At 59.8% G+C, this 13,653-nt stretch carries 13 protein-coding genes; 9 read left to right on the forward strand and 4 right to left on the reverse strand.

Annotated features, from left to right (window positions below):
• The first annotated feature begins 11 nt into the window (after positions 1 to 11).
• The 4 genes from J3P92_RS12190 to J3P92_RS12205 all read left to right on the forward strand — a co-directional run bounded on the left by J3P92_RS12190 (position 12) and on the right by J3P92_RS12205 (position 2,885).
• Positions 12 to 728, forward strand: a complete 717-nt coding sequence (locus J3P92_RS12190; protein ID WP_434563892.1) for a helix-turn-helix transcriptional regulator — start codon at positions 12 to 14, stop codon at positions 726 to 728.
• Between the two features lie 51 nt (positions 729 to 779).
• On the forward strand, positions 780 to 1,121 hold the full coding sequence (locus tag J3P92_RS12195; protein ID WP_434611252.1) for a nuclear transport factor 2 family protein: 342 nt from the start codon (positions 780 to 782) through the stop codon (positions 1,119 to 1,121).
• A gap of 93 nt (positions 1,122 to 1,214) precedes the next feature.
• Positions 1,215 to 2,336: a cell division protein ZapE gene (gene zapE, locus J3P92_RS12200; RefSeq protein ID WP_434650939.1), complete on the forward strand. Its 1,122-nt coding sequence runs from the start codon at positions 1,215 to 1,217 to the stop codon at positions 2,334 to 2,336.
• Between the two features lie 54 nt (positions 2,337 to 2,390).
• Positions 2,391 to 2,885: a GNAT family N-acetyltransferase gene (locus J3P92_RS12205; RefSeq protein WP_420766829.1), complete on the forward strand. Its 495-nt coding sequence runs from the start codon at positions 2,391 to 2,393 to the stop codon at positions 2,883 to 2,885.
• A 17-nt stretch (positions 2,886 to 2,902) separates the two neighbouring features.
• Here J3P92_RS12205 and J3P92_RS12210 read toward each other — a convergent pair whose 3' ends face one another.
• Both J3P92_RS12210 and J3P92_RS12215 read right to left on the reverse strand, forming a co-directional pair.
• The gene (locus J3P92_RS12210) at positions 2,903 to 4,642 is read right to left on the reverse strand and encodes a phosphoethanolamine transferase CptA (RefSeq protein WP_434650940.1); all 1,740 of its coding nucleotides are present in this window, start codon (positions 4,640 to 4,642) and stop codon (positions 2,903 to 2,905) included.
• 269 nt (positions 4,643 to 4,911) lie between these two features.
• Positions 4,912 to 5,085, reverse strand: a complete 174-nt coding sequence (locus J3P92_RS12215) for a DUF6026 family protein (RefSeq protein WP_196304772.1) — start codon at positions 5,083 to 5,085, stop codon at positions 4,912 to 4,914.
• Positions 5,086 to 5,358: 273 nt separating this feature from the next.
• On the opposite strand from J3P92_RS12215, the gene gnd reads away from it, so the two are divergent.
• From gnd to nhaA, 4 genes are all read left to right on the forward strand, one after another.
• Positions 5,359 to 6,339: a phosphogluconate dehydrogenase (NAD(+)-dependent, decarboxylating) gene (gnd, locus tag J3P92_RS12220; protein ID WP_434563898.1), complete on the forward strand. Its 981-nt coding sequence runs from the start codon at positions 5,359 to 5,361 to the stop codon at positions 6,337 to 6,339.
• Positions 6,336 to 7,856, forward strand: a complete 1,521-nt coding sequence (gene zwf / locus J3P92_RS12225; protein WP_434563900.1) for a glucose-6-phosphate dehydrogenase — start codon at positions 6,336 to 6,338, stop codon at positions 7,854 to 7,856. The genes gnd and zwf overlap by 4 nt, the downstream gene beginning before the upstream one ends.
• The gene (locus J3P92_RS12230) at positions 7,853 to 8,674 is read left to right on the forward strand and encodes an HAD family hydrolase (RefSeq protein WP_420766833.1); all 822 of its coding nucleotides are present in this window, start codon (positions 7,853 to 7,855) and stop codon (positions 8,672 to 8,674) included. The genes zwf and J3P92_RS12230 overlap by 4 nt, the downstream gene beginning before the upstream one ends.
• Positions 8,675 to 8,881: 207 nt before the next feature.
• The gene (gene nhaA, locus J3P92_RS12235; protein ID WP_434650942.1) at positions 8,882 to 10,027 is read left to right on the forward strand and encodes a Na+/H+ antiporter NhaA; all 1,146 of its coding nucleotides are present in this window, start codon (positions 8,882 to 8,884) and stop codon (positions 10,025 to 10,027) included.
• Positions 10,028 to 10,140: 113 nt separating this feature from the next.
• On the opposite strand, the gene J3P92_RS12240 is transcribed toward nhaA, so the two are convergent.
• Positions 10,141 to 10,407: a hypothetical protein gene (locus J3P92_RS12240; RefSeq protein WP_030142711.1), complete on the reverse strand. Its 267-nt coding sequence runs from the start codon at positions 10,405 to 10,407 to the stop codon at positions 10,141 to 10,143.
• Positions 10,408 to 10,750: 343 nt separating this feature from the next.
• On the opposite strand from J3P92_RS12240, the gene J3P92_RS12245 reads away from it, so the two are divergent.
• Complete coding sequence (locus tag J3P92_RS12245; RefSeq protein ID WP_420766835.1) at positions 10,751 to 12,076, forward strand: sigma-54 dependent transcriptional regulator; 1,326 nt, start codon at positions 10,751 to 10,753, stop codon at positions 12,074 to 12,076.
• Positions 12,077 to 12,361: 285 nt separating this feature from the next.
• On the opposite strand, the gene J3P92_RS12250 is transcribed toward J3P92_RS12245, so the two are convergent.
• Positions 12,362 to 13,645 (reverse strand): hypothetical protein, encoded by a 1,284-nt coding sequence (locus J3P92_RS12250; RefSeq protein ID WP_434563902.1) that lies wholly within the window; start codon positions 13,643 to 13,645, stop codon positions 12,362 to 12,364.
• Positions 13,646 to 13,653: the final 8 nt, after the last annotated feature.

Genomic DNA, 13,653 nt, shown 5'->3' on the forward strand with positions numbered 1-13,653 from the left:
GGCCTATCATCGTGTCGCGAACCACTCGGCTGCTTACTTTGTTGCAAGTCTTGCGGGGCAAGCGATGCCCAGTCACGGCTGCGACATTGGCGGGCGAGTTGAAGGTCTCCGAGCGCACGCTTTATCGCGATATCGCCGAACTCACGGCCCTCGGCGCACCGATCCAGGGCGAGGCAGGCATCGGCTATGTGCTGCGCAGCGGCCTGTTCTTGCCGCCCTTGATGTTCACCGCCGATGAAATCGAGGCCATCGTGCTGGGTTTGCGTTATGTCGACCAGCGCGGCGACGAGGTGCTGGGCAAGGCAGCCGCCGATGCCCTGGCCAAGGTCGAGGCGGTGCTGGCGCCCGGTTTGCGCGATGCGCTGCACAACCCCACCGTATTACCGGGCCCGGCGGGCTACGGCTATCCGCAAAACACTGTCGAGCTGAATGTCTATCGCCAGGCCATTCGCACGCAGGCCAAGCTGCATATCGACTACGCCGATGTGAACAAGGCCCCGAGCCAGCGCTTGATCTGGCCGCTGGCCCTGGGTTTTTTCAATGAGGCTCGGGTGGTGGTGGCCTGGTGCGAATTGCGTGGCGCCTATCGTACTTTTCGCACGGACCGGATTGCCTCGGCCGTCGTCCAGGGCGAGCGTTATCCAGGCAGGCGCAGTGACTGGCTGCGCGCCTGGTTTGCGCTGATGAATCTCGACGAGACGGGGCGTTTCACTCCTGACAAAAACTGACACAGCGCTGTTTTAGCATGGCCTTGAAACGAAAAAACAAGGAGCCCTGACATGTCCAATCCCGTCTCTTCCCTGGCGCCGGCCATCGCCGGCTACATTGCCGCCGCCAACGCCCGTGACAGCTCGGCGGTGACGCGTTTCTTTGCCGAAGACGCCAATGTGTTCGATGAAGGCAACCATCGGGTCGGCACCCGGGCCATCGCTCAATGGATGGAAGACACCGCGCGGCGCTACCAGCCACGGGTGGAAGTGCTCAACGTGCAGCAGCGTACTGGAAAGGTGCTGGTCCACAACCTGATCTCCGGGACCTTCCCTGGCAGCCCGCTCGAGTTGCGCTATACCTTCCGACTCGATGAGCAGGGGAAGATCAGCCGGTTGGATATTTCTGTCTAGGGGGTGGGGTTTGGGTAAACCCAATTGAGGAGAAACGCACGGGATCGCCCCGCATGGCATACTCCCCACCTTTGCCTTCCGGACCCGGGCCGTATGACTTTCGACTCACCCTTGAGCGCTTGGCAACACGCTATCGAACACCATGGTTTTGTCCAGGATGAAGCCCAGGAGTTGGCCATCATGGCCCTTGAGCAATGCCACAAGGCATTGCATGAGGGCCGCAAGTCGATCAAGGGCGTCTATCTGTGGGGGCCGGTCGGGCGCGGCAAGACGTGGCTCATGGACCGCTTCTATGAAAGCCTCAAGGTTCCGGCCCGTCGGCAACACTTCCACCATTTCATGGCCTGGGTGCATCAGCGCTCGTTCCAGCTCACCGGCACACCGGACCCGTTGCAGGCGCTTGCGCGGGAGTTGAGCCGAGAAGTGCGCGTGCTGTGCTTCGACGAGCTGTTCGTCACGGACATCGGCGATGCGATCATTCTTGGCCGCCTGTTCCAGGTCATGTTCGAATTGGGCATGGTTGTGGTCAGCACCTCCAACCTGCCGCCGGATGAACTTTATGCCAGCGGCCATAACCGGGAGCGATTCCTGCCGACCATCGCGTCCATCAAACGCTACATGCAAGTAGTTCCGGTCAACGGCTGGCAAGACCACCGCCAGCACCCGGGGGCGCTGCAGCAGCGCTACTGGGTGCGTGACCCGGCCCAGGCGGACCCTTTGGCGGAGGTCTTCGACCGGTTGAGCAAGGGGCAGGCACCTGTCAGTCAGCCGATCGAAGTCGGCCATCGCCAGGTCGTGGCGCTCAAGGCTTGTGACAAGGTGCTCTGGAGCCGCTATCCGGATATCTGCGAACAACCGTTCTCGGCCGTCGACTTCATGGCGCTGTGCGACCGTTTCAGCGCCATCCTTCTCAGCGATGTCCCGTGCCTGAGCGCCGAACAGCGTGAAGGGCGTATCGCCCGTGGCACCGAGGACGGGGTGGAGCGGGTCGAGGCCGGCGACCGCGAGTTGCCGCAGCTGTCGATACACGACGATGGCGTCCGTCGGTTCATCGCCCTGGTCGATGAGTGTTATGACCGAAAGGTGCCGTTGTATCTGTCGGCCCAGGTTCCAATGGACCAGTTGTACACGGAGGGCTATCTGCAATTCCCGTTTCGCCGTACTCTCAGTCGCCTCCAGGAAATGCAATTGCAACGTTTCGGTCACCTCGCCTGACCGGATCCCGCCGCGGCCAAGCCGCCGGCCATACCGAAAACGAGATGGAAGATCATGGAAGAAGCCAAGGAAATCCTTGTATTGCAAGCCAGCTACAGCAATCCGATCCATGCCGAAGCGATTTGCCACGTGCTCAACGGCTATGCCGAGGATCCGATGGGTGGCGGCCATTCGCTACCGGCCGAAGTGCTTGCGCATTTGCCCCAGGAGCTGGCCAAGCGCGCGCATGCCTTCAGTGTGCTGGCGTTCGTCAATGGTGAACCGGCAGGGTTGATCAATTGCTTCGAGGGTTTCTCGACGTTTGCCTGCCGACCGTTGGTGAACGTCCACGACGTTGCGGTGATGCCAGCGTTTCGCGGGCTGGGCTTGAGCCAGAAGATGTTGCAGAAAGTCGAAGATATTGCCCGCCAGCGTGGGTGCTGCAAGATCACCCTGGAAGTGCTGGAGGGCAACGCCGTGGCCCAGGCCAGTTATGCCAAGTTCGGTTTTGCCGCCGGCATGTTCGACCCGGCCCATGGCCGTATGTTGTTCTGGATCAAACCCCTGTAGCAACGGGGACTTTTCGGCTACTTCAAAACGACCTGGCCCGCCGGCCCCTTGGGTTTCATGAGGCTGAAATCGATCAGCGCCTTATGCTGGCTTTGATAGGGGTTGCCGATCAGCAATGGGCGCGCCGTGAACGAATCGCTGACCAGGCTTTTGCTCCGGTCCAGCTCATCGAAGTTCAAGCCCGCCAAGTCCGCCCAGGTGTGGATCAGGTGTGAGCTGCTGTAAGGACGTGACAGGTCGCCGGTGAAGTTCCAGTCATGGGTTTCGCGCCATTTGGGCGAGGCCCAGGCCATGAACGGAATGGTGTACATCGGCGCGGTCGGCTTGCCTTCGTTGCGGCCCAGGGTGTCATGCCCTGGCGAATCGAAGACGTCCTCGCCATGGTCCGACAGGTACAACAGGAAACCGTTGGGGTCGGTGCGGGCGTAGTCCTTGATCAGGCTGGAGACGACGAAGTCGTTGTACAGCACCGCGTTGTCGTAGCTGTTGTAGGTCGGCACCTGGTCGTCACGTACGCCGGCGGGCACGCCCTGGCGATCGGTGAATTTATTGAAGGTCGGCGGATAGCGGTATTGATAACTCATGTGTGTGCCGAGCAGGTGAACCACGATCAGCTTGCGTGGCGCGGTGTCCGCCAGGGCTTTGTTGAACGGTTCGATCACGTCGCCATCGTATTGCGCGGCATTCTGGTTGCGGTTGTTGTTCAGGTAGACCTGCTCATCGGCCTGTTGGGAGAAGGTTGTGAGCATGGTGTTGCGCTTGGTCATCGTCTGCTGGTTGGTGATCCAGAACGTCTTGTAGCCGGCCTGTTTCATCATGCTCACCAGTGACGGTGTGCTGAGGTAGAGGTCGGGACTTTCCTCGTCGGCGAAGGTCAGCACCTGCTGCAAGGCTTCGATGGTGTAGGGCCGCGGGGTGATGACATTGTCAAATACCGCGAGTTGATCCTTGAGCTTGTCCAGCTCCGGCGTCGTTTCCCTCGGATAGCCATACAGGCTCATGCGCTGGCGATTGGTGGATTCGCCGATCACCAGCACCAGGGTCGCGGGCTGGTTGGCCGCGCTGTCTTTGAGGTTGCGCAGGGGCGCGATCTTGCTGGTGCTTTGAAGCATGCCTTGCATGTTTTCCAGCTGTTCACCGTAGCGACGATAAGCCACCAGCATCTGCCAGGGCACGGCCGGCTCGATGCGATCCTCGAATTTCTCCAGACCGCCGGCAAGCGTGCCAGTGCGCAGGGTCTGCTTGACCAATGGGTAACCGACGACGGCAACGACGATCAGGCCGGCGGCGATCATCGCCTGGCCCCGGGGCAAATAGACCGGGCGCAGGCGTGTCCAGAGGAAATAGCCAACCAGGGTGTGTGCAAGGAACGCCGGCACCATCCACCAAGCGAAATACTGGGTCATGTATTCGCCGGCTTCGTTCACGTTCGACTCGAACATGATGAAGATGACGCTTTGGGAAAATTCCTGCTGGTAAATAAAGAAATAGCCCAGGCTGGCCATCGAGCATGCCCACAGCACCACGCCGATCGCCGCGGCGAGCAGGCGCGTGCGAGCCGGAAACAGCAGCAGCGGCGCCAGCCAGAACGCACTCATGACGAAGGCTTGGCGAAACCCGGTGAAACCTGAGGTATCGCTTGCCAGGATAAGCAATTGGGTAATGCCGGAAAAATACCAGAAGAACAGAAAAAGCCAGCCGAACCCGGCCCAATCGAAACTTTTCGCAGTCGTTTTGCTGCGTTTGAACACACTCATCAAGCGCTCCAGCTTTTGCCGACGGGGTCCACTGGCCCCGATCTGGCGCCGGCAGTATGCGTCGTAACTATTTGTCAGCGCAGGAGTATTGCGAGGGTGGTGTGAAAACTTCGTGAGTTTTTTGCAGGCGAATCATGGCGTCCGGTTCCGCTGGTGTGGCGGGAACGGCTTTGTGGCGATGGAGCAAGCTCGATCGCCACAAGGGTAATTAGGAGTGTTTGTCAGTGTGACACCGGCTCGCCCGGTGCCACGTGCCGCCTGGGCCAGAATCAGCGAGCCAAAGCCTGGCTCTGGTAAGGAAGCTGTGCGTGTTGCAACTGCAAGCGCAACTGCGTCACTTCATCAAGCAGCAAATCACGCTCTTCTTTCAGCAGGCGTAGTTCGTCGCGACGAATGGTCACGTAAAGGGTCTGAGGAGGACGTGCGGTAACGACAGGGCCCATTGCTCACCTCGCAAATGGCTACATCAACTAGAGAGATGTCGTCAGTTTCTTGGCGACAATTCTTTATCGGCACCAATTCTGAATACTTTTGCCCGTTGATGGAACTTTTTTATTTTTCATGGTCGACGTGTCTTCGGCGGGTTATTGAACGTTATCCTTTGTGATCGGGCGATTTACCCGGAAACTATGCGGCAATGCTCTGGACTAACCTCCACAAGTCACCTTGAGCTAAACCTTTGACACACCTTAATTTGTAGTAGGGAGCATCAGCACATGCAACTCGGGATCATCGGACTGGGCCGCATGGGCGGCAATATTGCACGGCGCCTGATGCTCAATGGGCACACCACCGTTGTTTATGACCGCAATGCCGCTTTCGTCGAAAACCTGAGCCAGGAAGGCGCGACGGGGGTCGCGGACCTGCCGGCGCTGGTCGCCGGGCTGCAAAAGCCTCGGGCGGTCTGGGTCATGCTGCCGGCCGGCGCACCCACCGAGGACACCATCAACGTGCTCAGCGAACTGCTGGAGCCGGGCGACGTGGTCATCGATGGCGGTAACACGTATTACAAGGACGACATCCGCCGCGCCCAGACGCTGTCGGAAAAAGGCTTGAACTACATTGATGTCGGCACCTCCGGTGGCGTCTGGGGGCTCGAGCGCGGTTACTGCATGATGATCGGTGGCGACGCCGACGTCGTTCGTCGCCTGGACCCGCTGTTTGAAAGCCTCGCGCCAGGCATGGGCGATATTCTACGCACCCGTGACCGCAAGTCCGACGACGATCGCGCCGAACGAGGCTATATCCATGCGGGCCCGGCCGGCTCTGGGCACTTCGTCAAGATGATCCACAACGGCATCGAATACGGAATGATGCAAGCGTTCGCCGAGGGCTTCGACATCCTCAAGACAAAATCCAGCGAAAGCCTGCCGCCTGAACAGCGCTTCGACTTGAACCTGGCCGACATCGCCGAAGTCTGGCGTCGTGGCAGCGTGGTGTCGTCCTGGCTGTTGGACCTGACCGCCGATGCATTGGCCAGCGATCCGAAGCTGGATGGCTTTTCCGGCGAAGTGGCCGACAGTGGGGAAGGGCGCTGGACCATCGAGGCCGCCATCGAGCAAGCGGTGCCGGTGCCGGTACTGTCCAGTTCGCTGTTTGCCCGTTTCCGCTCCCGTCAGCAGGCCACCTATGGCGACAAGATGCTCTCGGCCATGCGCTTTGGCTTCGGCGGCCATGTGGAGACTACGAAAAAATGACCTCGATCGGCAGGAAGTCCAAGGCTCAACCTGCGCCACCGACCACGCTGTTCCTGTTCGGTGCCCATGGAGACCTGGTCAAGCGCTTGCTCATGCCGGCGCTTTACCACCTCAGCCGTGACGGGCTGTTGGGGGATGGCCTGCAGATCGTTGGTGTTGACCACAACGCCATCAGCGATGTGGATTTTGCAAAAAAGCTCGAGGATTTCATTCGTAGCGAAGCGGCGAGCAAGGGCGGCGATCCCGACCGCGCGCTCGATCCGACGCTGTGGGCCAGGCTGGCCCAAGGCATCAGTTACGTCCAGGGTGACTTCCTCGATGACAGCACCTACGAAGCGCTGGCGGCGAAAATCGCCGCCAGCGGCACTGGCAATGCGGTTTTCTATCTGGCGACCGCGCCACGTTTTTTCAGTGAAGTGGTCCGCCGCCTTGGCGCGGCCGGGCTGCTTCAAGAGCAGGATGACGCCTTCCGGCGCGTGGTGATCGAGAAGCCGTTCGGCTCCGACCTGCACACCGCCGAGGCGCTCAATGCCTGCCTGCTAAAGGTCATGGGCGAAAAGCAGATCTATCGGATCGACCATTACCTGGGCAAGGAGACGGTGCAGAACATTCTGGTCAGCCGTTTCTCCAACAGCTTGTTCGAGGCGTTCTGGAACAACCACTACATCGACCACGTGCAGATCACGGCCGCCGAAACCGTTGGCGTCGAAACCCGTGGCAGTTTTTATGAGCACACCGGCGCCCTGCGGGACATGGTGCCCAACCACTTGTTCCAATTGCTGGCGATGGTCGCCATGGAACCGCCGGCCGCTTTCGGTGCCGACGCGGTGCGCGGCGAGAAGGCCAAGGTGGTGGGGGCGATCCGCCCCTGGTCGGTGGAACAGGCGCGCGCCAATTCGGTACGTGGCCAATACACGGCCGGGGAAGTAGGCGGCAACGCAGTGAAGGGTTACCGCGAGGAAACCAATGTCGCGCCCGACAGCAGCACCGAAACCTACGTCGCCCTGAAAGTCATGATCGATAACTGGCGGTGGGTCGGCGTGCCGTTCTACCTGCGCACCGGCAAGCGCATGAGCGTGCGCGACACGGAAATCGTTATCTGCTTCAAACCGGCGCCTTACGCTCAGTTCCGTGACACTGAAGTCGACGAATTGCAACCTACCTACTTGAGAATCCAGATCCAGCCTAACGAAGGCATGTGGTTCGACCTGTTGGCCAAGCGGCCTGGGCCGGCCCTCGACATGGCGAATATCGAGCTGGGTTTTGCCTACAAGGATTTCTTCGAAATGCAGCCGTCCACGGGTTACGAAACCCTGATCTACGATTGCCTGACAGGCGACCAGACGTTGTTCCAGCGCGCCGACAACATCGAAAACGGCTGGCGCGCGGTGCAGCCGTTCCTCGACGCGTGGCGAGAAGACGCAACGGTGCAGCCGTACAAGGCCGGAGAGGATGGCCCGGCGGCTGCTGATGATCTGCTGACTCGCGACGGTCGCGTCTGGCATGGCCTCGGATGAGTAATCAGCTGAAACGCCCGATCCGCTTCCTGCTAAGTGATATGGACGGCACCTTACTGCTGCCTGATCACAGCCTCAGCCAGCGCACCATCGCCGCCGTCCGCTCGTTGCGCGAGGCCGGCGTGTTGTTCAGCCTCGCCACCGGACGGCCGCCACGGGCAATGTTGCAGCAGATCGAGGCGCTGGGCGTCGACCTGCCGACAGCAGCGTTCAACGGCGGTACGCTGGTGCATCCGGACGGCACCTTCCTGGCCGTGCATTACCTGCCGCCCGAGGCGGCGCTGGCCACCCTGGCCTTGTACGCCGATCAGCCCGGCATCGAGGTCTGGGTGTTTGCCGACGGCGATTGGCTGGTGCGCGACGCCAATGGGCCCATGGTGCCGGTGGAAACCCGTGGCCTGGGTTATCCGCCTGTCGAAGTGGACAGTTTCGAACCCTATCTGGAGCGCATCGACAAGATCGTTGCGACAAGCGCCAACACAGACTTGCTGGTGGAGCTGGAGGCGCGCTTGCACCCACTGCTCAAAGGCCAGGCCCAGGTATCGCGTTCGCAACCGATCTATCTGGACGTGACCGCGATGAAGGCGAACAAGGGGGAGGCGCTGTCGACCCTGGCCGAGTTCCTCGGCGTGCCGCTGGAGCAGACCGCCGCAATGGGGGATGGTGGCAACGACCCGGCGATGTTCCATCGCGCGGGGCTTTCGATTGCGATGGGGCAGGCCGAAGAGGCGATCAAGCGCCAGGCTGACGTTGTCACCGCAGCCAACACCGAGGACGGTGCGGCGTTGGCGATCGAGCGGTACATCCTGCCGCGGTGACTTCCCTTCCATCCCGGATGATTGGGCGGGCTCTTTCTTATGGTGGTCATGCTTGCCAGCCGCCGTTTTTTCCCGAGCCTGAAATTTGTTTCCATCAAGTTGTAAGACAACTGCCCCGCTGGCTTGAGTATTGGGTAGAATCCGACGCTGATCGGATTATGGGAGGAAACAATGGGGAATAGCTCAACTCAGGGCGGTGATACGCGCATGGCCACGCCACTGGAACGCTTCATGCAATCGGAGTCCTCGGGCGGCATCGTGCTCATGTTTTCGGCGCTCGCCGCGCTGATCGTGGCTAACAGCCCACTGTTCACCACTTATACCAGCGTACTGCATGCCTCTTTTCTGGGTATGTCTGTTGAACACTGGGTCAACGATGCGCTGATGGCGATATTTTTTCTATTGGTAGGCCTCGAGATCAAGCGTGAGATGCAGATTGGCGAACTCGCCAAATGGAGCCAGAGGGCACTGCCGGGTTTTGCCGCCCTGGGGGGCATGATTGTCCCCGCGCTTATCTACGCCTGGGTCAATAGGCATTCTTCTGAAACGTTGGCGGGTTGGGCCATCCCCGCAGCAACCGACATTGCATTTGCGCTGGGTGTGCTCTCGTTGCTGGGCAACCGAGTGCCGATGTCTCTCAAGGTCTTCCTCTCAGCCCTTGCCATTCTGGATGACCTGGGCGCGGTCGCTATCATTGCCATGTTCTATACCAGCGGCCTGGACGTGACCATGCTTGCGGCTTCCGCTGGGGTGATTGCAGTGTTGCTGATCATGAACAAGGCCGGGGTAACCAGACTGTTGCCCTATCTGGCGCTGGGTTTGGTGTTGTGGGTGCTGGTTCTAAAATCCGGTGTACACGCAACGCTGGCGGGGGTCGCACTTGCCTTTTGCATCCCGCTGAACAAAGACGCCCCTGCGGAGGATTCCCCATCCCTCAGGCTTGAACGACGGTTATCGCCGTGGGTCGCTTTTCTCATCATGCCGATCTTCGGTTTTGCCAATGCCGGCGTCTCCCTGGCGGGTGTGTCATTGAGCAATCTGCTGGATCCCGTGCCGTTGGGGGTCGCCGCGGGACTGTTGCTGGGCAAACAGCTCGGCGTCTTCACCTTCGCGCTGGTGGCGATCAAGACCGGGCTGGCGCAAATGCCGACCCACAGTTCGTGGCGGCAAGTATATGGCGTGGCGTTGTTGTGCGGGATCGGGTTCACGATGAGCTTGTTTATCGGCAACCTGGCGTTTCCCGGTGCGCAGTTGTTGATCGATGAAGTGAAGGTTGGCGTATTGGCTGGTTCTACATTGGCTGCACTTGCGGGCATTCTGGTGTTGCGGTTTTGCGCCACTTCCAAGGCTTGAAAGAAGAAGACCGCCGAACGGCTTGATCTCACCTATAAAAAAACGGCGCTTATCCAGAAATGGAAAGCGCCGTTTTTTTGGTTCTGAAAAAGAACCGGTATTTCTTGGGGAAGTTATTCCGGCATCGACCAGGATTGAAGTTTGTAGCCTTCCTGGCTCAGTTCGGCACGGGCCTGTTTCAACAGGTCGGCAAGTTGCGCCGGGTCGGTGTAGGCGCTGCTTGGAATCTGGGTACGACCGATATGGGTATTGGTGCGGTCAATGACGGTCAGGCTCAGTTCGCCGTTACCGTCTTGTGGGGCCCAGGCCACGCATTGGAAAGGACGGAATGCGCGGTCGGCAATCAAAAGAGCTTCGTTGATACGGAGCGGGGCGTTCATGGCGTTTATCTCTCAAGGGTGCCCAATCAAATGATGTGCCGTCGGTTGGGCATACCGTGCGGCGGGTTACTTGTACTGATGTCCCGAACCCGGGACCAGGTCACACAATCTTTGAATAAATTTCGATTTTCTTTCAGACCAGGCTTTTCGGCTTTTGTTTGAAAGCGTGGTGAAAGATTCGACGCGCGGAAACTAACGAAGCGCATTTCTTATAACCGGTTTGTGGTCGACTTGATAACTAATCGATACAAGCAAGTGTCAACTTCTTGCTACTGTTACATGCAGGTTCGCCAAACGCCTGTTTCTAATCATATTTCCTTAATTTTGGCGCCAAGGATCAGTCATGATCGAAGCCAGTGCGTTGCGTCGCCTTCTCGTGGTTGACCCTTGTGATGATTGCCATCGCCTGATGCCAGGCTTGCGCGCCATCGGCTGGGATGTCGACAGCTGTTCCCTTGAGCATGCCAGCGACCGGAGCTGTGACGTCGGCCTCTTGCGCTTGCAGCCCTTCCATCTGGAGCGGCCGGAAGCGGTCAAGGAACTGATCAGCCGCAGCGGGACTGAATGGATCGCCGTGCTCAGCCAGGAAGTGCTGCGCCTGCAGAACGTCGGGGATTTTGTCTGCGAATGGTTCTTTGACTTCCACACCCTGCCGTTCGATGTGTCCCGGGTCCAGGTGACGCTGGGGCGGGCGTTCGGCATGGCGCGGTTGCGGGGGCAGGGCTCTGTCCACATCGATCAGCCTGAACACGAGCTGCTGGGCGACAGCAAGCCAATTCGCGAGCTGCGCAAGTTACTGAGCAAACTGGCGCCGGCTGAATCGCCCGTACTGATTCGCGGCGAGAGCGGCACCGGCAAGGAGTTGGTGGCGCGCACCCTGCATTGCCAGTCCCATCGGCGTAACAAACCGTTCATTGCGATCAATTGTGGCGCGATCCCGGAGCATCTGATCCAGTCCGAGCTGTTTGGCCACGAGAAGGGCGCCTTCACCGGCGCCCATCAACGCAAGATCGGACGGATCGAAGCCGCCCACGGTGGCACGTTGTTCCTCGACGAAATTGGTGACTTGCCGCTGGAATTGCAGGCCAATCTGCTGCGATTCCTTCAGGAAAAACACATCGAGCGGGTCGGTGGCAGCCAGCCGATTGCCGTTGATGTCAGGGTGTTGGCGGCGACACATGTGGACTTGGAAGCGGCCATCGAGCTCCGGCGTTTCCGAGAGGATCTGTACTATCGCTTGAACGTTCTGCAAGTCGTGATGGCGCCGTTGCGGGAGCGTCATGGCGACTTGGCGATGCTGGCGAGCCATTTTTCCCATTTCTACAGTCACGAAACCGGTCGCCGACCTCGCAGTTTCAGCGAGGACGCATTAGTGGCGATGGGGATGCACGACTGGCCCGGCAACGTGCGCGAGCTGGCCAACCGCGTCCGTCGCGGCCTGGTACTGGCGGAAGGGCGACAGATCGAAGCCCGGGACCTGGGCCTGGCCAGCCATCAGGGCGTCGTCGCCCCGATGGGTACTCTGGAAGACTACAAGACCCGCGCCGAACGCCAGGCCTTGAGCGACGTGCTCAATCGCCACAGCGACAACCTCAGCGTGGCGGCCCGTGTGCTGGGCGTGTCGCGTCCGACGTTCTATCGGCTGCTGCACAAGCACCAGATTCGCTGAACGGCCTCGCTCCCACAGTGGGGAGTCAGCTTTCCAGACCGCGTCGTTCGATCAGGCCAAATACGTCCGTCGCTTCCAGCCCCCACAACCGACCGGTAGGACGCCCCCACGATACTTGTGGGAGCGAGCTTGCTCGCGATGACATTCGAGATTTGTACTGGGATTGCCCGCGCCAGTAAATGTCGCCATCGAAGCCAGCAATCTCCATCACCAGGATTCGCCGACCTGGCTAATGCGCAAGGCTGTGATCTCCCTCAGTTGTCGATTGCATGATCAGCCTTTGCATCAGAAGTAATACGGGAATTTCAGGCTGAAGGTGAAATCCGGTGCGTCGTCGGTCAGCCCGATGGACAGGTTGGGCACGATGGTCAGGTTGTCGCTGGCGGCCAGGGTCATGCCGATGTTGAAGTAGCCCGCGTTGGCGTCGCTGGACACCACCGATTCCCAATCCCCGCCGTCCTGCTTGAGCTTGCTTTTCTTCTGGATCAAGTCGGAGACCGAAAACGACATGCTCATTTTCTCGTTCAGGGCAAAGGCGATACCCGCGCCGATCTGGAAGCTGTCGCCGATCCGCACCTTGCCAGGCACCTCCTGGTTGACGGTCGAGCTGATGTCGTCGAAGGATTCTTCGAAATTGTGGGTGTAGGAAAGGCTGCCGAACAGCACGGCCGGATCGAACGTCTTGACCAGGGAGATGCCCGGGGTGATCGACCAGACGCCGTTGCCCGTGGGCAAGTCTTCGGGAACGAACAGGTTGGTGTTGGCCTGGGACTGGCGCAGCTTGATGCCAAACGGATCCTTGCCGGTGGGTGCCTTGACGCGAAGAGTCACCACGGCATCCGGGCTGCTGACCGATTCATCCATGAATTTGTAGGCGATGCCGAAATTCACGTCGCCGATGGTCGGGTCGCGGGTGACGGTTTCTTCGCTGGTCACCCCGGCGGCCCCTTGATTGGCGCCACCGGACTGGTAGGTTGATTCGCGATAGATCACCGGCACATTGAGGTCGAACTGCCAGCGGTTGTCGAAGTTGTAGCGACCGGTGAGGTCCAGCGTCCAGGTGTCGGCCTTGATCCGATCGAGGTTGATATTGCCCAGGAAAATCGAATCCAGGGCCAGGAAACCGTTGAGGATCAGCTGTCGCGTGTCGTAGCGCGAATAAGTCACGCCGGTTTCGAAGCTGAATTTTCCGCCGCCGAAGAAGCCGCTGGCTTCATCGTAGAGGTTGGAGACGCTCTGGGCCGGCTGCGAATCGTCGGCCAGGGACTGTCCGTAACCGCTGCCTCCTGAACTGGCCGCGCCGCTGCCCGCCACGCCCTGGTTGCCTTTCATGTCGGCCGGGGATTTAGCCAGGCGCTTGGGCGGCGGGGCGGTGGGTTGGTCTTCCACCTGGCGGACGCGTTGTTCGAGGACCGCCAGGGCTTTTTGCTGGACCTCGTACCGTTGCTTGAGCTCTAGAAGTTCTTGTTTCAGGGCCTCGATGTCCGAGTCCGGTGCAGCTTGCACCAGAGTTGCCGGGAACATCGTGCTTAAACACATCACAGCGCGCAACGATACGGATCGATACATGAAATATG

It is taken from the genome of Pseudomonas sp. D3-27 (assembly GCF_051132165.1).
In the GTDB taxonomy this organism is placed as follows: Bacteria; Pseudomonadota; Gammaproteobacteria; order Pseudomonadales; family Pseudomonadaceae; genus Aquipseudomonas.

Bases quoted from the DNA above. Each gene is read 5' to 3' on its own strand.
- J3P92_RS12205 (WP_420766829.1), top strand. From the start codon at position 2,391: ATGGAAGAAGCCAAGGAAATCCTTGTATTGCAAGCCAGCTACAGCAAT.
- nhaA (WP_434650942.1), top strand. From the start codon at position 8,882: ATGGCCACGCCACTGGAACGCTTCATGCAATCGGAGTCCTCGGGCGGC.
- J3P92_RS12230 (WP_420766833.1), top strand. From the start codon at position 7,853: ATGAGTAATCAGCTGAAACGCCCGATCCGCTTCCTGCTAAGTGATATG.
- J3P92_RS12245 (WP_420766835.1), top strand. From the start codon at position 10,751: ATGATCGAAGCCAGTGCGTTGCGTCGCCTTCTCGTGGTTGACCCTTGT.
- zwf (WP_434563900.1), top strand. From the start codon at position 6,336: ATGACCTCGATCGGCAGGAAGTCCAAGGCTCAACCTGCGCCACCGACC.
- J3P92_RS12250 (WP_434563902.1), bottom strand. From the start codon at position 13,645: ATGTATCGATCCGTATCGTTGCGCGCTGTGATGTGTTTAAGCACGATG.
- J3P92_RS12195 (WP_434611252.1), top strand. From the start codon at position 780: ATGTCCAATCCCGTCTCTTCCCTGGCGCCGGCCATCGCCGGCTACATT.
- gnd (WP_434563898.1), top strand. From the start codon at position 5,359: ATGCAACTCGGGATCATCGGACTGGGCCGCATGGGCGGCAATATTGCA.
- J3P92_RS12210 (WP_434650940.1), bottom strand. From the start codon at position 4,642: ATGAGTGTGTTCAAACGCAGCAAAACGACTGCGAAAAGTTTCGATTGG.
- J3P92_RS12215 (WP_196304772.1), bottom strand. From the start codon at position 5,085: ATGGGCCCTGTCGTTACCGCACGTCCTCCTCAGACCCTTTACGTGACC.
- zapE (WP_434650939.1), top strand. From the start codon at position 1,215: ATGACTTTCGACTCACCCTTGAGCGCTTGGCAACACGCTATCGAACAC.
- J3P92_RS12240 (WP_030142711.1), bottom strand. From the start codon at position 10,407: ATGAACGCCCCGCTCCGTATCAACGAAGCTCTTTTGATTGCCGACCGC.